Source organism: Primorskyibacter flagellatus (assembly GCF_014638275.1).
GTDB classification, from domain to species: Bacteria; Pseudomonadota; Alphaproteobacteria; order Rhodobacterales; family Rhodobacteraceae; genus Pseudooceanicola; species Pseudooceanicola flagellatus_A.
On sequence record NZ_BMFJ01000003.1, the window covers coordinates 25,261 to 44,018 of the forward strand.

Annotated in this window: 17 protein-coding genes, 2 tRNA genes and 1 pseudogene; 13 read left to right on the plus strand and 7 right to left on the minus strand. The window is 63.9% G+C overall.

Annotated features, from left to right (window positions below):
- Positions 1–26 precede the first annotated feature (26 nt).
- The 7 genes from nadC to IEV87_RS19620 all read right to left on the minus strand — a co-directional run bounded on the left by nadC (position 27) and on the right by IEV87_RS19620 (position 5,986).
- Positions 27–887 (minus strand): carboxylating nicotinate-nucleotide diphosphorylase, encoded by an 861-nt coding sequence (gene nadC / locus IEV87_RS19590; RefSeq protein WP_043754024.1) that lies wholly within the window; start codon positions 885–887, stop codon positions 27–29.
- Entirely contained in the window at positions 884–2,467 is a 1,584-nt protein-coding gene (locus tag IEV87_RS19595) for an L-aspartate oxidase (protein ID WP_043754026.1), read from the minus strand. Before IEV87_RS19595 ends, nadC begins: the two co-directional genes overlap by 4 nt.
- A gap of 4 nt (positions 2,468–2,471) precedes the next feature.
- Complete coding sequence (gene nadA / locus IEV87_RS19600) at positions 2,472–3,524, minus strand: quinolinate synthase NadA (RefSeq protein ID WP_188479532.1); 1,053 nt, start codon at positions 3,522–3,524, stop codon at positions 2,472–2,474.
- A 173-nt stretch (positions 3,525–3,697) separates the two neighbouring features.
- Complete coding sequence (locus IEV87_RS19605; RefSeq protein ID WP_156127932.1) at positions 3,698–4,879, minus strand: aminodeoxychorismate synthase component I; 1,182 nt, start codon at positions 4,877–4,879, stop codon at positions 3,698–3,700.
- Entirely contained in the window at positions 4,866–5,183 is a 318-nt protein-coding gene (locus IEV87_RS19610) for a Dabb family protein (RefSeq protein ID WP_043754029.1), read from the minus strand. Before IEV87_RS19610 ends, IEV87_RS19605 begins: the two co-directional genes overlap by 14 nt.
- A gap of 640 nt (positions 5,184–5,823) precedes the next feature.
- Positions 5,824–5,909: transfer RNA gene (locus tag IEV87_RS19615), tRNA-Leu, on the minus strand.
- Between the two features lies 1 nt (position 5,910).
- A tRNA-Ile gene (locus tag IEV87_RS19620) sits at positions 5,911–5,986 on the minus strand.
- Positions 5,987–6,262: 276 nt separating this feature from the next.
- On the opposite strand from IEV87_RS19620, the gene IEV87_RS19625 reads away from it, so the two are divergent.
- The 13 genes and pseudogenes from IEV87_RS19625 to IEV87_RS19685 all read left to right on the plus strand — a co-directional run bounded on the left by IEV87_RS19625 (position 6,263) and on the right by IEV87_RS19685 (position 18,663).
- Positions 6,263–6,994, plus strand: coding sequence for an ArdC family protein (locus IEV87_RS19625; protein WP_373284071.1), 732 nt, complete (start codon positions 6,263–6,265; stop codon positions 6,992–6,994).
- A 165-nt stretch (positions 6,995–7,159) separates the two neighbouring features.
- The gene (locus IEV87_RS19630) at positions 7,160–8,509 is read left to right on the plus strand and encodes a tyrosine-type recombinase/integrase (RefSeq protein WP_188479533.1); all 1,350 of its coding nucleotides are present in this window, start codon (positions 7,160–7,162) and stop codon (positions 8,507–8,509) included.
- Positions 8,506–10,293, plus strand: coding sequence for a hypothetical protein (locus tag IEV87_RS19635; protein ID WP_043754032.1), 1,788 nt, complete (start codon positions 8,506–8,508; stop codon positions 10,291–10,293). The genes IEV87_RS19630 and IEV87_RS19635 overlap by 4 nt, the downstream gene beginning before the upstream one ends.
- The gene (locus IEV87_RS19640) at positions 10,290–12,494 is read left to right on the plus strand and encodes an integrase (protein WP_188479534.1); all 2,205 of its coding nucleotides are present in this window, start codon (positions 10,290–10,292) and stop codon (positions 12,492–12,494) included. The genes IEV87_RS19635 and IEV87_RS19640 overlap by 4 nt, the downstream gene beginning before the upstream one ends.
- 51 nt (positions 12,495–12,545) lie before the next feature.
- Positions 12,546–13,448, plus strand: a complete 903-nt coding sequence (locus IEV87_RS19645) for an ArdC family protein (protein ID WP_188479535.1) — start codon at positions 12,546–12,548, stop codon at positions 13,446–13,448.
- A gap of 56 nt (positions 13,449–13,504) precedes the next feature.
- Positions 13,505–13,720: pseudogene (locus IEV87_RS19650) on the plus strand (zincin-like metallopeptidase domain-containing protein); the annotation flags it as partial.
- A gap of 23 nt (positions 13,721–13,743) precedes the next feature.
- Complete coding sequence (locus IEV87_RS19655) at positions 13,744–13,953, plus strand: DUF6330 family protein (protein ID WP_188479537.1); 210 nt, start codon at positions 13,744–13,746, stop codon at positions 13,951–13,953.
- Between the two features lie 87 nt (positions 13,954–14,040).
- Entirely contained in the window at positions 14,041–14,430 is a 390-nt protein-coding gene (locus tag IEV87_RS19660; RefSeq protein WP_152467383.1) for a DUF3768 domain-containing protein, read from the plus strand.
- Between the two features lie 158 nt (positions 14,431–14,588).
- Positions 14,589–16,571 carry a ParB/RepB/Spo0J family partition protein gene (locus IEV87_RS19665; protein WP_188479538.1) on the plus strand — a complete coding sequence of 661 codons (1,983 nt, stop codon included), beginning with the start codon at positions 14,589–14,591 and terminating at the stop codon, positions 16,569–16,571.
- 72 nt (positions 16,572–16,643) lie between these two features.
- A complete protein-coding gene (locus tag IEV87_RS19670) occupies positions 16,644–17,237 on the plus strand; it encodes a regulator (RefSeq protein WP_188479539.1) in 594 nt (197 codons plus the stop codon).
- Between the two features lie 103 nt (positions 17,238–17,340).
- Complete coding sequence (locus IEV87_RS19675; protein WP_188479540.1) at positions 17,341–17,997, plus strand: DUF6927 domain-containing protein; 657 nt, start codon at positions 17,341–17,343, stop codon at positions 17,995–17,997.
- Between the two features lie 104 nt (positions 17,998–18,101).
- Positions 18,102–18,401: a type II toxin-antitoxin system RelB/DinJ family antitoxin gene (locus tag IEV87_RS19680; protein ID WP_044353023.1), complete on the plus strand. Its 300-nt coding sequence runs from the start codon at positions 18,102–18,104 to the stop codon at positions 18,399–18,401.
- Positions 18,388–18,663 carry a type II toxin-antitoxin system RelE/ParE family toxin gene (locus IEV87_RS19685; protein WP_071974127.1) on the plus strand — a complete coding sequence of 92 codons (276 nt, stop codon included), beginning with the start codon at positions 18,388–18,390 and terminating at the stop codon, positions 18,661–18,663. Before IEV87_RS19680 ends, IEV87_RS19685 begins: the two co-directional genes overlap by 14 nt.
- Positions 18,664–18,758: the final 95 nt, after the last annotated feature.

Sequence of the window (18,758 nt, forward strand, 5' to 3'; positions counted from 1 at the left end):
ATATATGTGCGTGATGGGTTGTGGACTCAGAAGTCCAGTCCCAAGTCCAGCACCTGCGCCGAATGGGTCAGCGCACCGGATGAAATATAGTCCACGCCCGTAGCCGCGACCTCGGCGATGCGGTCCAGCTTCATGTTGCCCGAGGCCTCCAGCACCACCTGACGGGCGGTCATGTCCACCGCCTTCGCCAGCATTGACGTGTCCATGTTGTCCAGCAGAACAACGTCTGCGCCACCCTCGTCCAGGACCTCGGCCAGCTGGTCCAGGCGGTCGACCTCGATCTCGCAGCGGATCATGTGGGATGCCCGCGCCTTGACCGATTGCAGCACGGGACGGATGCCACCGGCGGCGGCGATGTGGTTGTCCTTGATAAGGATCGCGTCGGACAGGCCGAAGCGGTGGTTGAACCCGCCGCCATGCAGCACGGCCTGTTTTTCCACGATACGCAGGCCGGGGGTCGTCTTTCGGGTGCAGGTCACGCGGGTGTTCGTCCCGCGTGTCTCGGCCACGAAGGCGGCGGTCAGCGTGGCGATGCCGGACATGCGCCCGGCAAAGTTCAGCGCGACCCGTTCGCCCGACAGGATCGAGGCCGCGTCGCCCGAGATCTCCATCAGCAGGTCGCCCGGCGCGATCACGTCGCCATCGGCCTTGTGCGCGGTGATCTTCAGCGCGGGATCCACCAGCCGGAAGGCCAGTGCGGCAATCTGCAGGCCCGACACGACGCCCGGTTCGCGCGCATTCAGCCGCGCGGAATAGGTGGTGCCAGCAGGAATGACCGTGCGGGTGGTGATGTCGCCATAGGTGCCCAGATCCTCCATCAGCGCGGCGCGGACAAGGGGTTCAAGGATCAGGTCGGGCAGGGGGGCCGATTTTGCACGGGGGCTCATGCCGGTTCCTTTCGGGTCGTGGTCGCGCGGAGTGCCAGCGCGTCGTTCAGGGTCATCAGCGACCGGGTGCCGATTGCGCCGTCCGCCTGCGGATAGTCCGACCGGAAATGCGCGCCCCGGCTTTCGCGGCGCATCAGCGCGGCGGCGGCGATCAGGGTGGCGGTGGCGGTCATGTTCTTCAGCGTCTCGCAACCGGGCTGCGCGGCTTCGATGTCGGCGATCTGGGTCAGCGTTTGGGTCAGGCCGTCTGCCGTGCGGATCACGCCCGCACCGTCGGTCATCGCCTGCCGCAGCCGTTTGACCAGCGCAGGGTCGGGCGTTTCCGCCGGCAGAAGGTCGGGCAGGGTGACGGGCGCGACATCCATGGGCGAAGGCAGCGTGGCATGAATCGCCAGCGCGCAGCGGCGGCCATAGACCAGCGCTTCGAGCAGCCCGTTCGAGGCCAGGCGGTTCGCCCCGTGCAACCCGGTCGAGGCGACCTCTCCACAGGCCCAGAGGCCCGGCAGGGTGCTGGCCCCTTCCGCATCCGTCGCCACACCGCCCATGTGGTAATGCGCGGCGGCGGCCACGGGGATCACCTGTGTCACCGGGTCCAGCCCGGTCTGCTGGCAGGCGGCGGCGACGGCGGGGAAATCTGTCAGGATCTTTGCGCCAAGGGCGGCGCGGGTGTCTAGCGCGGGGGCCAGCCCTGCCTGCGTCTGGGCATAGACGGCGCGGGCCACGATGTCGCGCGGGGCCAGTTCCGCGTCGGGGTGCGCATCCAGCATGAAGCGCTCGCCCTGTCGGTTGACCAGTGTGGCCCCTTCGCCGCGCAATGCCTCGGTCGCCAGCGGGGCAGGGTCCAGCCCGCAGGCCATGGCCGTCGGGTGGAACTGCACGAATTCCGCGTCGGCGATCTGTGCGCCCGCGCGGGCTGCCATGCCGATCACCTGACCCCGAATGCGCGGCGGATTGGTGGTGAGGGCATAAAGCCCGCCCGATCCGCCCCCGGCCAGCAACACGGCGGTGCCGCGCAGGGTGACGCTCGCGCTTTGCCCCCGATCACAGCGGGCGACGGCCACGCCGGTGACACGGCCGCCCGAGACCTCAAGCCCCGTGGCCATCACCCCTTCTAGCACCTGGATATGATCCGCCTCGCGCACCTGTGCGGTCAGGGCGCGCATGATCTCGGCCCCGGCCTGATCGCCCTGCACACGCACCACACGGGCGAAGCTATGCGCCGCCTCGCGCGACAGCACATAGTCGCCGTCTGCGGTGCGGTCGAAGGGCGTGCCCAACCCGGTCAGGTCAAGGATGTGATCGCGCGCCTCGGCTGTGACCGACACCGCCACGCCCGGATCAACCGTCCCCGCACCGGCAGTGACGGTATCGCAGGCATGGGCATCGGCGCTGTCCGCCGGGTCCATCGCCGCCGCCACGCCGCCCTGCGCCCAGGCCGAGGAGGCGCCGGTTCCCAAAGCCTCGGGAGAGATCATCAGCACGGGACGCGGGGCCAGTTTCAGCGCGGCATATTGCGCCGCCAGCCCTGCGCCCACGATTATGACGCGGCCCGTGTTGATCGGCGTTTCGGTCGGGGTCATGGCCCTAGCCGGCCATCTTGGCGGACAGGTCGATCATGCGCTGAACAGCGACGCGGGCCTTTGCGGCGACCTCCGGGTCGACCTCGACCGCGCCCTGCATCGTGTGCAGCGACCACAGCACCTTTTCCAGCGTGATCTTCTTCATGTAGGGGCACATGTTGCAGGGGCCCACGAAATCCACATCCGGCAGCGCGTCCGAGATGTTCGAGGCCATCGAACATTCGGTCACGAGCATCGCCTTTTCCGGCCGCTGCTGCGTCACGTAGTCGATGATGCCGCTGGTCGAACCGGAAAAATCGGCCTCGACCACCACATCGGGCGGGCATTCGGGATGCGCGATGATCCTTGTGCCGGGGTTCCATTCGCGGAAATCCCGCAGATCCTGCGCGGTGTACTGTTCGTGCACGATGCAGGCACCGTCCCACCACACGATGTTTTTCTCGGGCACGAGATTGGCGATGTTCTGCGCCAGATATTTGTCCGGCGTCATGATGACCGTGTCGCTGTCCATCCCGCGCACGATCTGCACCGCGTTGGAGGAGGTGCAGCAGATGTCGGATGCGGCCTTCACCTCGGCGGTGGTGTTCACATAGGTGACGACCGGCGCGCCCGGATATTTAGCGCGCATTTCCGCGATGCCCTCCGCGGTGATGCTTTCGGCCAGCGAACAGCCGGCCTCCATGTCGGGGATCAGCACCGTCTTCGCGGGGTTTAGGATCTTGGACGTCTCGGCCATGAAATGCACACCGCATTGCACGATCACGTCGGCCTTCACCTTCGTCGCCTCGATCGCCAGCTGAAGGCTGTCGCCGACCACGTCCGCGATGCCGTGATAGATTTCGGGCGTCATGTAGTTATGCGCCAGGATGACCGCGTTGCGATCCTTCTTGAGCTGATTGATCGCCGCGACATAGGGCGCATAGATCGCCCAGTCGGGGGGCGTCACGACACGGTCCATCCGGGCGTAGATGTCAGCATGTGCCGTGGCGATGTCGGTGGACGGAGAGAGATCGTAGTGATCGGCGAGTTCGGCGCGCAGCGCGATCTGGTCGAGCAAGAGCGGAGTTCCTGAGGTTATTTCGGGTCGACGCGGAGGGCGCGACCGCACGCGGGTGGTGTCGGCTGGGAGGTGTTTACGGGCCGGCTTACCTAAGGGCAAGTGTGCGGGTCGTCATATTTCAATGACGCACGCTAACATGTACCGAAAGCCACCGTCATACGATTATGGGCTCAGATGTCGGTGCGCGGGCAAGTCTTTGAATCCGGTCCAGAGGCGAAGCGGGCTTTCAGCAGGCATTCGTCGTATTCCGAGCGAACCTCGGAATCGAACACGATGCCGCCGCCTACGTTGAAGACGGCCTCTCCGCCTGCGTGCAGTGTGAGGGTGCGAATGGCAACATTGAAGCGCATCTCGCCGGACGGAGCGATGAACCCAATGGCCCCACAATAGATGTCACGCGGACGACTTTCCAGCGCACGCAGGATCTGCATCGCACGGATCTTCGGAGCTCCGGTGATCGAGCCGCAGGGAAAGAGCGCAGTGAAAGTATCGGAGACGGTCGTCCCCAGTGCCAGCCGCGCCCGAACGCGGCTGACCATCTGATGCACTGTGGGATAACTTTCGATCCGGAACAGCTCGGGTACATGCAGCGTGCCCAATTGGCAGATGCGCGAGATATCGTTGCGCAACAGGTCGACGATCATCAGGTTCTCGGCTTGGTTTTTCCCGTCCTGTCGCAAGGTCTCGGCCAGGGCGGCGTCTGCCTCGGGCGTCGATCCGCGCCGGATAGTGCCTTTCATCGGATGTGTCTCGATCCAGTCTTCCGCGTCTACCTGGAAGAACAGTTCAGGCGACCGTGAGAGGATGATGGGCCCACCCAAGTCGACCAGGGCAGCATAGCGGACCGGCTGCCTGGCGGTCATTTCTTCGAACAGCGCTATCGGATCTCCCGACCATCGCGCGGAGAACGGGAAAGTCAGGTTCGCCTGGTAGCAATCGCCTGTGCGAAGGTGTCGGTGAACCCTTTCGAAGCGCGACCTGTAATTCTCGAAGGCCCATTCTGGCCGGACATCCGTCAAAGTCGCCTTGCCTGTTGCCCGTGTCCCGACCGATCCAGTCTCGGGCGCGTTGAAGACCCCAATGAGCACGAGCGGCAGGCGGCGGCCTCCGGGCATGATGTCACGCAATTTCGGCTCGAGAGCGTAACCGGCCTCGTAGCTCACGTAACCGGCACACCATTTCCCTGCCGCACGTGTGCGTTCCATTCGGTCGAGCGCGGCCTGGACTTCGTCCAGATGGTCGGCGCGGATCACCTCGCGTGGTGTGGCGAACCGCATCTCGGTACCGGCGAGGTCATCGCGCAGCAGAATGCTTGGCCCGTCCGCGCGATAGGCTGCTTCAGGCCTGTCCATCGGGAGCCGTGAAGGCCTGGGCCTGATCGTAGTCCACCGCGAAGCGCAGTTCGCGCAGGGGTTTCACCCGGCGGATCGATTCCGCGTAGGTTTCGTGCGCCTTGTAGGCAGCCAGAGCCGCATCATTGGCGAATTCGCCATAGACGACGACGTCGATTTCCTTGCTGTTCGGATCTGACTTCCGATTGAGCGAGATTTCGAGGTGCTGGGCATAAGGGATGCCGGTGAGCATCTGGAGCCCTTTTCTGATGGATTCGATATTGTCGTTGTTGATGGCGGTGAAGAAGACGATGTGGCGGATCATGGCAATCCCGGTTGGTTTCTGAGAACATGCGGATGCTCCCGACGCGTGGCCCGGAGTCGTCCGCAGACCGAGTTGTAGGGTCTGCCTCGCGTCGTTCAACCGGATAGTGCTGGGTCATAAAGGTGTGTGTCACCTGACCCTAGCCTGCCTTCTGGTCCTTCTCTGACCGGCGTCGCGCCATTCAAGAAGACTGTTGCCGACTACGATACGGCACCCAAACGCGACCACGGCTTCAACGTCGACCTCGGCAAGGATGCATATGAGGACGATCCGTCCCTGCAGGCCACAATTTGTGGTCCCAAAGGCGCTGGCCTGCTCCCCTTGGTGTCCGCGTACTTCAGCTCGTTCTGTTTAGGTTTTGTCGTCGGATCGGTCCGGGTCTGCCCTAGATGCGGGAAAATTCTATCGGCAAGTTCGGTCCGCCAGACAAGAAATCGCCACTGATCTGAAGAGTTCGTGGGTCCCACTGGAGAGAACCCCATGCCAATATACCAATCTTCATTCGTCCTCGACTTTGGATATGGGTTCTCCTTTGTCTTCTAGCGCGGTTATTCACTTGTCTATGGGTGCATGTGTCCACCACTCGACTTGCAAGGAACCAAACCGGCTTCCAGTCGCTGAAGGCGTTAGGCCTATGAAATGGTGCGGACAGCGGGACTCGAACTCGCACGCTCGATTGAGCAGGAGATTTTAAGTCTCCGGTGTCTACCATTCCACCATGTCCGCGTGGTGCCTCGGGCAGGATTCGAACCTGCGACCTAACCGTTATGAGCGGTCAACTCTAACCGCTGAGCTACCGAGGCACGTGGGGATCACTAAATGAGCGAATTCGGTGTCTTGCTCAAGGATCTTAGGGTCAGCTTGGCGCGATTTCTGGGCTTCCGCTGGACTGATGCCGAAAGGCACTTCGTGTCAGTGATATGAAAAAAGTAAAAGCAAGCTTTGGGTTTTGCCGGATCCAGAGTCACGGAATGGGGGTCTGGCAGGGTTCTGGACGGACCCTGCCGTCCCCTCCAAGGGTGTTTTCCTGACGGTCGGTACCTCCGGGTCTGCACACTTACCAGACATCGGAGATCATCATGGCCAAATCCAGCAAGCCAAAGTTCGACGCCGCGGCGTCGATCACCAACGAACTCATTAAGATCATCGACCGGGGCGTGTTGCCCTGGCGCAAGCCCTGGACGGTCGGCGGCAGTTCTGTGCCGCTCCGCCAGAACGGCGAACCCTATCAGGGCGTCAACAACTTCTTGCTGACCATGCGCACCTTGATGGCCGGATTCTCCTCGCCCTACTGGATGACGTTGAGGCAGGCGAATGAGCTCGATGCGAAAGTCATAAAGGGCTCGAAATCGTCGGTGGTCGTCTATTACGGAACGGCCGAGCGCGAACAGGCCGAAGGCGCCCACGGCGGGGAGGCGGAAACCGAAGACCCAAAAACCATCCCCTTCATGAAATCCTATCGCGTCTTTAACGCCGATCAGATCGAGGGGTTGGACCCTCGCTTCCATTCCGCTGCGGCCGAACCGGAAGTTCACCCCGAACGCGCACCGATCCCGCATATGCAGAGCTTCTTCGAGGCAATCGGTGCCAATGTCAGCTTCTCTGGTCGCGAAACATGTTACGTCCCGAACCTCGACAAGATTTACATGCCCCCGATCGAGCTCTTCGAGAACCCGCGGAATTTCTACGCCGTCTGGGGTCATGAGCTGGGTCACTGGACGAAACCCCGGCATCGGTTGAACCGAAGCTATGGCGACGCTCGGTTCGGGAACACGGCATATGCCCGCGAAGAGATTGTGGCCTTATCTTGACAGTCTGCACCGCATGTCACCTTGCCGTAGGATGGGTGACAGGCGTCGACGGTAGGCAGTTTTCAGGCTGGCCGCCGCGCTTACCAAAGAGCTGGCGGCGGCCAGCCTGAGAACTGCCGGGCCGAAGCGTGCACGGGGTGGGGGCATGGGGAGGGTTTTGCGCTGGTGTCGATTATTTCAGTTTGCGAGCGTCGCGAGGCCGGGGGTCTCGACGCGCATGTGCCGTTGATCCTGCGCGGCGACACGCTCTACGACCCCGATCTGGATCGCTTCTTTCTCGACCAGCCGCTATCGGGGATTCGATCACGGCATTCGCTTCGCGCCCAGGCCTATGATGTGACGGTCTGGCTTCGCTTTCTCGATGCCTGCGGCAAGACCGTATGGGCTGCGACCCGCGACGATGTCGAGGCTTATCATCGTGCGCGCCGGCGCGGCGATGCTGGTCAGCGGATCACGGCGGCAAGCTGGAACAGGGCCGTCGCCAGCCTTGATCGCCTCTATCGCTGGGGCGAGCGGCAAGGGCTGATCGCCGATGCACCGTTCAACCGTCGTGCCGTGTGGCGACCGGCGCAGGGTGGACGTCGCGGAATGATCGCCGCGCGCAACGATGCCTATGAACGTGTTGTGAAGCGGTCGGATGTCCGGTTCGTCACGATGGACGACTACCGCATCTTCCGCGAGGTCGGTCTACGCGGCCTCGCGCCTGACGGCAGCGAACGCCCCGGCGCGCGTGATCGGAACGGATTGCGTAACGCGCTCTTCGCTGATCTGCTCGTCACGACAGGTTTGCGACTGGAAGAAGCCTCAGGTCTGCTCGCCGGTGATCTCGCGGTCATCGTTCCGGACGGCGATGAGAACCGGCAGCTCTGGCTGCGCCTGCCGCCGCCGCTCACCAAGGGCGATCGCGGACGAAGTGTTCTGGTCCCACGCCGGCTGCTTCGTCAGATCGCGGCCTATATCGATGTCGAGCGCGCGGCAGGCGCGGCCAAATTCGTCGCGCGCGATGGCGCGGCGCGCTTTGACCGGCCGATCCATATTACCGACGCCGGTCTCGACCGCATGCGCGATGTCTGCACGCCAGAGGAACGAGGCCGTCTGATTCTGTGCAACGAGAACGGAACGCCGCGCGAGCCCGCGGCGCTATGGCTGACCGAGGTCGGACAGCCCGTTCGACCCAATTCCTGGGAGGTGATCTTCGCCCGCGCCTGCAAGCGCTGTAGAGACTATGGTTTCTCGTTGTCGATCAGCCCACACCAGCTGCGCCACACCTTCGCGGTCCATATGCTCGCTTTGCTGATCCAGGAGCGTCTGCGCGAAGCCGCATTGCCGGCGGGGCCGATGGAGAGCTACCGGCTGATCCTGGGCGACCCGCTGCAGCAGGTGCAACGCCTGCTCGGCCACGCGAGTCTCGCCACCACCTATATCTATCTCGACCATATCGCGACCCGCGCCGATACGGTGGATTCGGCGGTCGAGGAGTTGCTGGCACTGCTGCCGGGACCGCAGGGCGCATGAGCGGGCGTCCCCGCAAGGGCAGGCCCGTCGCTTTCGCACCCGTCACGCCGGAGCGAGCCAAGCCCGATCCGGTGCTCGGCCTCAGGTTCGTCATCGAGGCGCGGCATGGCGGGACCGTCCTGGTCGACATGACCGATCTCGATCCTCGTCCGCTCGGTATCGCCTTTGCCAGCGCGTTGCGCCGGTCGGCCGCGCTCGGCGGCCGGATCGGTGCGGCCAGCGTCATCAAACAGTATGTAAACTCCTATCGCCGTTTCTTCACCTGGCTTTCCGATGAGGCGGGGGAGGTGGACGGGCCCGAAGACGTGCGCGCAGCCCATGTCGACGGTTTCGCATCGGCACTCGAACGCGGGGGAATGGGCGCGATCTACCGGCATGTGACGGTCAGCAAGATCGTCAATACGCTGCGTGCGATAGAGGCGGATCGGCCCGACAGGATCACGCCCGACCTCCATGAGCGGTTGCGCTATACAATGGCGACCTCGGCGGGACGCTCGACCCCGCGTGATGCCTACAGTCCCTTCGTCGCCCGCGCGCTGCGCGACGCGGCCCGTACGGACGTGGAAGCGATATTCCGCCGGATCGGCGCCGAGGATCGGACCGATGAGGGCGATCCGGTCATTGCCGGAGCGCGGGCCGATGTCGAAGCTCTCATCGCGCGCCATGGAGCCGTTCGGACCGAGAGCGTCGAGCTGCGCCGTCTCTATTTCATGCGCTTGCGGCGCGGCTTGCCGATCAGCACGCTGATCGACGACCTGCATCGCCGACATCATCTGCACGTCACCGATCTGCCGCCATTGCTCGTGCTGCTTGCTCTCGATACCGGCCTCGAGCCGGAATGCCTGAAGGCGCTGACGGTCGATTGCCTGGACAATCCCTCCGCCGGAACCGTCGAACTGCGATACCTGAAACGACGCGCCGGCGCCGCCGGGCACAAGAGCATGCGCGTGCGCGACGGCGGCCTCGGCACGCCGGGTGGCCTTATCCGCCGGCTGATCGAGATCACGACCGTCGCCCGTCAGCATCTGCCCAACGATTGTCTCTGGGTTTACCACAACGTCGGCGGTCTCCATGCAGGCATCCGTCATCCGCGCGAACGCCTCGACGCCTGGGTGGCACGGCACCGGATTGTCGATGAGGACGGCAAGCCGCTCCATCTTCTGCTGTCCCGGCTTCGCAAAACCCACAAGGCGCTGTGGTACACCAAAACCGAAGGGTACATCGCCCGCTTCGCGGTCGGCCACACGCCCGAGGTCGCGGCGCGCCACTACGCCGATCTGCCATCGCTGCGGCCCCTGCACGAGGCCACCGTCGCCGATGCCTTCCGCGACGCTGTCGTCACCGCGATGCCGACCATCCTCGCGCCAGCAGCCGAGAAGACGCTGCGCGAAGCGCCCGAACAGGCCGGGCCGCTGATGCCGCCGGATGCGGTCGGTTCCATTCTCGATGGGGAGCAGGATCTCTGGCTCGCCGCCTGCGCGGGGTTCCATAGCAGCCCCTTCGCCGAGGCCGGCTCGCCATGCCAGCAGCCGTTCTGGGGGTGCCTCCATTGCCCCAACGCCGTCATCACCGCCCGCAAGCTCCCCGCGATCATGGCCTTCCTGTCCTTCGTCGAAGACCAGCGGCAGGGGCTTCCCGGTCCCGACTGGATGGTCAAGTTCGGGCAGGTTCATGCCCGGATCGTCCATCAGATCTTGCCCGCGTTTTCCGATACCGTTGTCGCCGAAGCGCGGTTACGCGCCGTGGAGGAGCGCCTCTATCTGCCTCCCGAGGCGCGCGCATGACCGCGCCCGCCCTTGCCCGCGCGCACGCGTTCGATGATCGGCCCGTGCTGGCGTGCGCGCCGCTCAAGCCGGGCCATGCCCGCGAGGACCTGTCGCGCGTCGGCGATCCAAGCTGGAATCTGGGTCCCGCCGTCTTCCGTGAGAACGCCCGGCGCTGCCACGTCACCGTGTATTTCGACGTGCTCGAAGATGCCGATGTGCAGGCAATGATGCGCGCCTATCTCTATGCGCGTCTCAATGTCGACCTTCCCGGCCATCGTCCGAAGCTGCCGCCCAGCTGCGTGCGGCAGGCGTTCAACCGGGCGCGGCGCTTCTTCGGCTTCGTCCGCGAACGATTGGGCGCGCTGGACCTTGCCCGCATTGATCCTCCGCTGATCGACGCCTATGCGCGGCATCTCCGAGAGGACCCGGCAAGGCGGCCCGTCATTGTCGGGCAGCTTCTCGAGGTCGTCATCGACTTCTATCTCTACCGCGAGCACCTTCCCGGCGGCGGCTTGTCGTTCGAACCGTGGGACGGGCGGCCACCCGCGCGCGTCGCGGGCTATCGTCATGTTCCCGAGAACCGGACCCCGCGCATCCCCGAGCCGATCATTGCGCCGCTTCTGGCATGGTCGCTGCGCTACATCACGGTATTCGCAGGGGACATTCTCGCCGCCCGGCGTGAGCTTTCCCGGCTCGAAGCGCGCCGCGACCGGCTCTTCGTCGCGGAACAGGGATTGCCGCATGCGGAGCGCCGCCGCCGGCAACGGCAGCGACTGGCGCGCTATTTTCGGTCCCGCGCGCGGCAGGGCCGGGGCGTGCCGGTCTGGGCAAGCCCACCCAACGGTTCCGCATCCGTCGATCCGGTAAGCGGGGAGCTTCTGCCCGTCGTCAACGTGCAGCTTCTGCATCTACACGTCGGCGTCGATGCCGCCAGGGAGCCGGCGATGCATCTCGCTCTCGCTGGCGGCGCGTCCGATCTCATCGCTGCCGCCATCGCGGATATCGGGATCGAACCCGGCGGCATGGATACGCCAATCTCGGTCGATGCCGATCTCGGCCGGCCATGGCGGCACCGCTTTGATGCCAAATCCCTCGTCCTGGAAGAGCGCATGCTGCAGGCAGCGGCTTATGTGGTCTGCGCCTATCTGACCGGTATGCGCGATTGCGAGGTGCAGGCGATGCGCCGGGGATGCCTGACGCTTGCGCGCAGCGAGGACGGCACCGTGTCACGACACCGCGTCCGTTCCACTGCGTACAAGGGAAAGGGGGGCCGGGGAGCGTCGGCGGAGTGGGTGACCATCGAGCCCGTCGCCCATGCGATCGGGGTGCTCGAACAGTTGACCCGGCGCGCGGCTGTTGCCCATGGTCTCGATACGCTCTGGCCCGTGCTGTCAGTGACGCGAAGTAGCAAACCGCACGTCTCCGCCGAGATCGTGCGCCAGTTAAACGCCTATCGTGACCACCTGAACAGGCTGTTCGGGACGGAAGAGGCGCCCGCCATACCGCCCGGGCCGGACGGTAAGCCCTGGCGGATCACGACGCGCCAGTTTCGTCGCACGATCGCATGGCACATCGCCAACCGTTCCTTCGGAACGGTGGCCGGCATGATCCAGTACAAGCATGCATCCGTCGCCGCGTTCGAAGGCTACGCGGGTAGCAGCGCCTCGGGTTTCCGCGCCGAGGTCGAGGCGCAACGCCGGCTCGGCCAGATCGATGATCTGCTCGAGTATTTCGACAGGCGGCGCGGCGGAGCCGACCTTGGTGGGCCGGCCGGTCTTCGTGTCGCGCGTACCCTCGACGAGACAGCCACCGAGCTTGGGCCATTGCCGCCGATGATCGCCGACCGGTCCCGTCTGCGCACTATGCTCGCCAGTCTGGCCCGCACCCTGCATGTCGGACCGCTTGCCGATTGCTTCTTCGATCCGGCAACCGCCCTGTGCCTCAAGCGCGTGACGGATGCCGCGGCAGACCGCCCGCTGACAGCGCTTTGTGAACCGACCCGCTGCCCGAACGCCTGCATCGCGCAACATCACAGGCCCGTGTGGGAGCGGAGTGCCGATGAGGCACGCATGTTGCTGCGCGAGAAGCGGCTGCCCGGATTGCAGCGGGCCGCGCTTCAGCAGGAAGTTGACCGGATCGAGGGTGTGCTGGCCCGGATCGCGCCGCCGCCCGTTCGGTCGGCGGTAAAGGGAGAGGAGGCTTGGGATCGGGGTGAGTGACGGGATGAGGAGAGCGGGAAAGGCCTGTTCCGCCCGTCCTGGAGACCTGTCATGTCCCGATCTTCCTCATCGGCCGGGCGCGCCGATGTTTATAACCGTATCACCACCGAGATCATCGCCGCCATCGAGGCAGGCGCCGGCGACTGGCGTGCGCCCTGGTTCCACGACGGGAGCAGCATCGCGCGTCCGACCAACGTTTCATCTGGCAAGCGCTATCGCGGCATAAACACCTTGGCGCTCTGGGCCACGGGCTTTGCCGCCGGATATTGCGACGGTATCTGGGGAACGTACAAGCAATGGCAGGATGCCGGCGCGCAGGTGCGTAAAGGAGAACGCTCTACCACGGTCGTCTTGTGGAGGGAGATCAAGGTTTCCCAGCAGGCCGACGACGAAGACGATGATGACGGGCATCGACGGATGTTCGCCCGCGCCTTTTCTGTCTTCAATATCGCTCAGGTGGACGGGTACGAGCGCCCGGCGACCCCTGTGCTGCCCGAGGCTGAACGCCTTGCCCATGCGGAAGCGTTCATCACAAACCTGGGCGTCAAGACGGAGTTCGGTGGATCGGAAGCCTATTACCGCCCGTCGACCGACACCGTGTTCATGCCGCCGTTCACTTCGTTTCGCGATGCCGCGTCGTTCTACGGTGTCTGGCTACACGAGAATGGTCACGCCAGTGGCGCAAAGCACAGGCTCAACCGCGACCTTTCCGGTCGCTTTGGTTCGGCCGCCTATGCCGCCGAAGAATGCTGCGTGGAAATTCTCAGCGGGCTGGTCCTGGCAGACCTCGGGATCGCCCACCATCCACGCCCCGATCATGCCGCCTATATTGCCTCGTGGCTCAAGGTCCTGAAAGACGACCCCAAGGCCATCTTCACCGCCGCCAGCAAGGCGCAGCAGGCGGCCGACTGGATGCATGCGCAGCAGCCCCATGCAGAGGAGGTAGCGGCATGACCAAAACCGTTCTCATTGCCGAAAAATTTCAGAATGGGGCTGGACTGTCAGGATATGTGGCCGAATTTACCTCGGTGTTCCTGGGTCAGACGCTCGGCTTCACGGCGCATACGCTCGAGATGAATGCCGCCTACCTCCACAACTGGTTACGGGTCCTTCGGTCGGACAAGGGTGCGATCTTCAAGCACGCTGCAGATGCGCAGCGTGCCTGCGACTATCTGATCGCCAGATCGGAGACGGGCAGGGCAGGGCGCAGTGCCGAGGCCGCTTGACCACACGGAGAACGGAGACACCCATGTCACGTAAGGAACCCAAAACGCTGCGGGTGGCCTGCTTCAACGACGGCCGCCGCAAGATCATCACCTTCAAGCGCCGTGCCTATTGGTGGAGCCCGTACGAGGGCGCTTATCCGCTCTCGGCAGCGCTCGAGAGCATCAAGCACCAAGGCGGCTGGATCGAAACCATCCCCAACCCGAATTACAGACCCAAGGGGCTGTTCGGGTAGGGCACCTTCGGCCTCGATTCATCCGCCAAGCGGAAAAGAGAAAGCAGGCTTTGGGAAGGGTGTTCCAACTTCTCAAAGGAGATCCCCATGCCCATGACCGTTCAACCCCTGCCAGACCGTCCCGATCCGACCGTGATCGCGGCGCAGAACGACGCGTTTCGCAAGCTCGCATGCCTTGGAGTGCCGCCCGCGCAGCCCATCCAGGGCCGCATGCATGTCACCCGCTCGCTTATGGAGGCCGGCGATGGCTTCATGGCCGAAGCGGTGAAGGCCACCGGTGCGTTCGATACATTCGAGCCTGAGAATGATCCCGAAGGATGGCACGATTTCGGTGCGGTCGAGATCCGGGGCGAGACCGTGTTCTGGAAAATCGATCTCTATGAAGCAGACTCGGATTTCCGCTACGGGGCCGAGACCCCGGACAACCCCGCCACCACCATGCGCGTGCTGACCATCATGCTGGCGCGCGACTGGTAGAAGGGCAGGGGACTCCTCCCCCCTGACATCTGAGACGATGAAGGCCCGCTGCCCCTCAAAGGGAGAGTGGGCCTTTTGTCGTGGTGATCCCTGAAGCCGGGGATTTGTCACGCGCGCGAGTGCGTCGGCCACACCTCACCCACCTGAAAGGATATCCCATGACTACGAACTTTGCCCCTCTCACCGTCGCCATCGGCGATCTGGTCCCGCATCCCGCCAATGTGCGCAGCAACTCACCGGAAACTTATGACCTCGAGAACATCGCCCATCTGAAGGCCAGCATCGCTGTGCTGGGCCTGCTCCAGCCGCTTATCGTCCAGAAACTCGATGGGAAATACGCCGTCCTCGCCGGCGGCCGCCGCCATGCCGCGCTGAAGGAGCTGGTCGCCGACAAGGCCGCCAAGGGGTTCACTGCGAAGACCAAGATCGACTGCCGCCTTGTGCCTGACGACTGCGACGTCACCACGGCCCTGTCACTTGCCGAGAACATCACCCAGGCACCGATGAACGCCATTGACGAGTTCGAGGCCTTCGCGCGGATGATGGAAGTCGACGGCCAGACGCCGGAAACGATCGCCAAGACATTTGGCACCACCGTGGCCACCGTCAAAGGCCGGTTGCGCTATGGCCTGATCCACCCCGATATCCGCGCCGCGGCCCGGGGCAAGACGATCACGCTCGACACGATGAAAGCTTTCGCAGAGCACCCGAGCCAAGAGGTGCAGCGCGAGGTTTTCGAGGCGCTCACGAAAGACGGCGGCTATCTGCAGGCCTATACCGTCCGTCAGGCCCTCAAATCCCGCGGGGTGAAGGTCAGCGATGATATCGGGGCCTTCGTGCGCGCAGACTACGAGGCCCGCGGCGGCGCTGTCGCGGCTGATCTTCTGGAAGAGCATTCCGTGCTGGAGGATGCCGCGCTGGTCGAGACCATCCTGCTCGAGAAGCTCGGGGCCGCCGCCGAGGAGGCCCGTATGAGGCTGGGCTTTGCCTGGGCCGATGCGAGGGTGCGCTATGATTACGCGACCATGGCCGACTACGGCCGCGTCTATCCCGGCCCGATCGAGCCCGACGAGACCGCCCAGAAGCGCATCGATGAGATCAACGCCGAGCTCGAGCAACTCCAGCTTGAGATGGAGGATGAGGGGCTCGAGGACGGTGCCTACAATGCCCTTTACGAGCGCGTAGACGCCTTGGAAGATGAAGCGCGCGATCTGCAGGAGGCCTACAGCGCCGAGGACCTCGCGCGGTCTGGGGTGATATCGTCGTGGTCGGCCGGTAAGGTCACGCTCCATGTGGGCCTCGTCCGCCCGGAAGACACCGTGAAAGAGGAAGGCGCGCGCGGCTCCTCGGCTAGCCCGACCGGGGAAGACGCCCCGGACGCCGGCGAAATCACCTATTCAGCCTCACTGGCCGAGGATCTTAAGACTGAGCGGGCGATGGCGCTCGGGGCCGCGATGGCGCTGCATCCGGAGGCCACGCTCGATCTGACGCTCTTCAAGCTGGTCAGTGACGTTCTGGCCAGCGGCATGAGTGTCACGCAGGCGATCAAGATCGATGCCCGCACGGAATACCGCAGCCATGCCAAGATGGACGAGATCGACGAGACCTCGCTCGAGCAGGTGGCGGCGGCGCATGATGCGCTGGACCTCTCGTGGCTCGATGACACCCGCGCGCCCGCCGATCAGTTCGCGGCGTTTCGCGCGCTGGAGGCAGGCGAGAAGGCCAAGCTCGTGGCCTATGCCACGGCTAGCACCACGCAGTCCTGTTTCGCGCGGGACCGGCAGCGCGACAGCCTCATGCATGACTTCGAGATCGAGATCATGCCCGACATTCGCGCCCACTGGACGCCGAATGCGGCGCTGTTCAATCGCTTCAAGAAGGCCTGGCTCCTGAAGATCCTCGGCGAGGATCTGGGTCTGGCTCAGGAGGCGGTGACGCTGGCCTCGTCGAGCAAGAAGGAGATCGTCGCCTTCTGCGACAAGCTCTTCGCCGAGCCCTTCGCCACGCTCACGGACGCGCAGCGCGCTGTCGTGGCCGCCTGGTGCCCGCCGATGATGCAGACCGCCGGTGTCGCCTTTGATGAGGCGGAGCCCGCTGCGGAAACCCCGGAGCCTGACAACGAGGTCGCGCAAGCGGCCTGAGCCATCACGCGACCCGCGCGAGGCGTTCCCCGCGCGGGTCGACCCTTCCAAACCGAACAGAAAGACATCCCCATGGCTATTCTCAAGTTCTCTGCCTCCGCAGTTGCGGCGCAGATCGCCCATGCGCGCGCCTGCAAAACCTTCCTGCCCAACTGGAACGGGCCCGTGGACAGGCCCGCCCTGATTCTGATCGTCGGCAATGGTGTGCATCTGCGATCGAACGGCATCGACGGCACGACCACTCGTATTTTAACGACCGAGCAGGCCGATCCCTCCTTCGCCTTCGCCGACGGCATGAACCCGTTTCGGGACACCGACTGGATGGCGCAGCGCCGCATGGCGTTTCGCGATCTGACCGGCCAGTTCTACACCGACATCCTGGATGACGTGCAGGTACTCATCGATCGGGGGCGGGGTGCGATCCGGCTCGCCACCGATGGCCACAGTATCCGCGTCTTCGTGCGCCGGGCCTCGGACTATCTCATCGGCGGGACCTACGAGGTGCCCTCGGGCCTCGGCGGCACCTTCCGGGTCATCCTCAAGGATGCCTGCGATACCTTCGCGATCGTGCAGAACTGCGGAAATTGCGAGGATTTCGACGTCATGCAGCCCTACCGCGTGCCGCTCGATGCGCTGATGGAACTCGATGATCGGAGGGTGGCGTAACGCGCCCTTTCTCAAACTAGCATCGCCAATACCCTACCGGGCCTGCGGCCCTCTCGGGACATTGGCGACAACAATTTTCCCCAACGACAGAAAGGACTCTGAAATGGGTTGGCTCTTCTACACCGACGGCCGCGTCAAAACCTACGCGGATGAGAAAGCGGAAATCGCCCGGCTTTGTACCTTCGAGGGCGAAAAGCGTAAGACGGAACTGGTCAAAGCCTGCAAGGTCGGCTCCACCTGGTATGCGGCGGCAAGGGTCATCAATCTCGACGGCACCCCTGTCGAAGACGCGACCTATGTGACCGATGCGGATGGCTCCATCACTTTCGGGGCTGTTTTCCTCACCCGATACGATGACGGCTGCTGGGGCTACAAGGACATGGAGGAAAGCGCTGGCCCGAACGAGTCTCGTGCTCCCCTTGGGCTGATCGAGCTTCTCTCCAACCTGAAAGACGAAGGCAGCTATGCTCATGCCTGGCGTCAGCGCTGCCGGGATTGGGCTGCGATCTCGGACTATGAGGAAGGCGACAAGATCAGGCTCGCCGCCCCTGTGACGCTCACCGATGGCAGCACCTGCCAGATCGTCACCGCGACCCACTACAGGTGTGGGCGGCAAAAGCGGCGCTGCTACCGCATCGAGGAAACCGGCGGGCTCGTACGCCTGTCGAAGGCCTCGCTTGCGGGCTCGGAGCTGCTCAGCTCCGCGAAAGGCGAGGCCAGTCCTGTGCTGGCGGAGTTCCTGGCGGGGCAGGGTGGCTGAGTTTCCCGCTGAGACAACACCACGGGACCACTTGCACACATACTGCCGACTTGAAGCCGTATCTCAAATGAGATACATCACTCCCATCAACTGGAGGACCATCCATGCCTGCCCAAACATCCATGCTTCATGTCCGTGTTGACGATCAGCTGAAAGCACAGGCTTCGGACGCACTTGCGGGCGTCGGTCTGACGCTCTCCGACGCGGTGCGTATTCTTCTGACCCGCGTGGCCGCAGAAGGCGGCTTGCCTGCCGGATTGACTGCTGATCCGGATGCCTATGACGCCTGGTTCAGGGCGAAGGTACAGGAAGCGCTGGACGATCCACGGCCCACAACGCCCCATGCCAAGGCGATGCAAGACGCCCAGGCATTGATTGACGGGAAGCGCCTTGCCAAATCTTGAATGGAAAGCCACGGCCATAGCCGACTTGCTGGCAATCATTGACTACATCTCTGACGACAACCCGGATGCCGCCCAAGTTCTCAAAGACGAGATTGAACACAAGACGTCCCTCCTTCCAGAACGCCCTCAGATGTACCGCGCGGGCCGTGTGGACGGGACTAGGGAGATGGTTGTTCGGCCGAACTACATCGTGGTTTATGCTGAAAGCCCTGAGATGGTGACCATTTTGCGCGTTCTTCATGCTGCGCAGCAGTGGCCATGATCGGGGTGCAGGCCCCCCGCTAAGAAATTGCCCGCTCTACGCCTTCAAAGTGTAGAGCGGCCTTTTTGTCCTTTGGAACTCAGACCCTGATCCAA

Excerpts from the sequence above, each read along its gene's own strand:
- nadC (WP_043754024.1), bottom strand. The coding sequence starts at position 887 with ATGAGCCCCCGTGCAAAATCGGCCCCCCTGCCCGACCTGATCCTTGAA.
- IEV87_RS19595 (WP_043754026.1), bottom strand. The coding sequence starts at position 2,467 with ATGACCCCGACCGAAACGCCGATCAACACGGGCCGCGTCATAATCGTG.
- IEV87_RS19605 (WP_156127932.1), bottom strand. The coding sequence starts at position 4,879 with ATGGACAGGCCTGAAGCAGCCTATCGCGCGGACGGGCCAAGCATTCTG.
- IEV87_RS19610 (WP_043754029.1), bottom strand. The coding sequence starts at position 5,183 with ATGATCCGCCACATCGTCTTCTTCACCGCCATCAACAACGACAATATC.
- IEV87_RS19625 (WP_373284071.1), top strand. The coding sequence starts at position 6,263 with ATGGCCAAATCCAGCAAGCCAAAGTTCGACGCCGCGGCGTCGATCACC.
- IEV87_RS19635 (WP_043754032.1), top strand. The coding sequence starts at position 8,506 with ATGAGCGGGCGTCCCCGCAAGGGCAGGCCCGTCGCTTTCGCACCCGTC.
- IEV87_RS19640 (WP_188479534.1), top strand. The coding sequence starts at position 10,290 with ATGACCGCGCCCGCCCTTGCCCGCGCGCACGCGTTCGATGATCGGCCC.
- IEV87_RS19645 (WP_188479535.1), top strand. The coding sequence starts at position 12,546 with ATGTCCCGATCTTCCTCATCGGCCGGGCGCGCCGATGTTTATAACCGT.
- IEV87_RS19655 (WP_188479537.1), top strand. The coding sequence starts at position 13,744 with ATGTCACGTAAGGAACCCAAAACGCTGCGGGTGGCCTGCTTCAACGAC.
- IEV87_RS19660 (WP_152467383.1), top strand. The coding sequence starts at position 14,041 with ATGCCCATGACCGTTCAACCCCTGCCAGACCGTCCCGATCCGACCGTG.
- IEV87_RS19665 (WP_188479538.1), top strand. The coding sequence starts at position 14,589 with ATGACTACGAACTTTGCCCCTCTCACCGTCGCCATCGGCGATCTGGTC.
- IEV87_RS19670 (WP_188479539.1), top strand. The coding sequence starts at position 16,644 with ATGGCTATTCTCAAGTTCTCTGCCTCCGCAGTTGCGGCGCAGATCGCC.
- IEV87_RS19675 (WP_188479540.1), top strand. The coding sequence starts at position 17,341 with ATGGGTTGGCTCTTCTACACCGACGGCCGCGTCAAAACCTACGCGGAT.
- IEV87_RS19680 (WP_044353023.1), top strand. The coding sequence starts at position 18,102 with ATGCCTGCCCAAACATCCATGCTTCATGTCCGTGTTGACGATCAGCTG.